This window comes from Neisseria sp. P0022.S010 (genome assembly GCF_051956635.1).
In genome coordinates this window covers 1-437 of sequence record NZ_JBQCXF010000932.1, presented here as the reverse complement: position 1 = coordinate 437, position 437 = coordinate 1, and the positions used below count along the sequence as shown (strand labels likewise).

The window sequence follows — 437 nt, the reverse complement described above, 5'->3', positions numbered from 1 at the left end:
CTATGCATCAGAGCAAAACTGGAATTTGGACTTTACCATCTACCATATTGACCAAGGAAGCCTGGCACTAAATCACGAGACCTATCCAGAAACCATCAAAGCCACCCTGCAACCTATCAGCTTTGCCGAAAACATACACCGAGAGCAAAAAAGCAAGGTATTGCTAGATTTCAAAAACCCTATACACACAGGATTATCCTTCCGCACTGTCGAAGCAGTTGGTTACCGTAAAAAACTGATTACTACCAACATCCATGTTGCTGAATATGATTTTTCCCATCCTGACAATATCTATATTTGGGATGAAAAAACCTTTGACGGACTGGACGAGTTTTTTGAAAGACCTTATCACGAGCTTCCAGCCAAAATTTCTCAAAAATACAGTTTCAGAAACTTGGTCAACTATGTGCTCGTGCTTTTGCCATACGTCGTATGTT

1 pseudogene is annotated in these 437 nt (G+C 40.7%); it reads left to right on the top strand.

Annotated features, from left to right (window positions below):
• Window positions 1–437 (top strand): annotated as a pseudogene (locus tag ACTHUT_RS22175) (hypothetical protein); the annotation flags it as partial.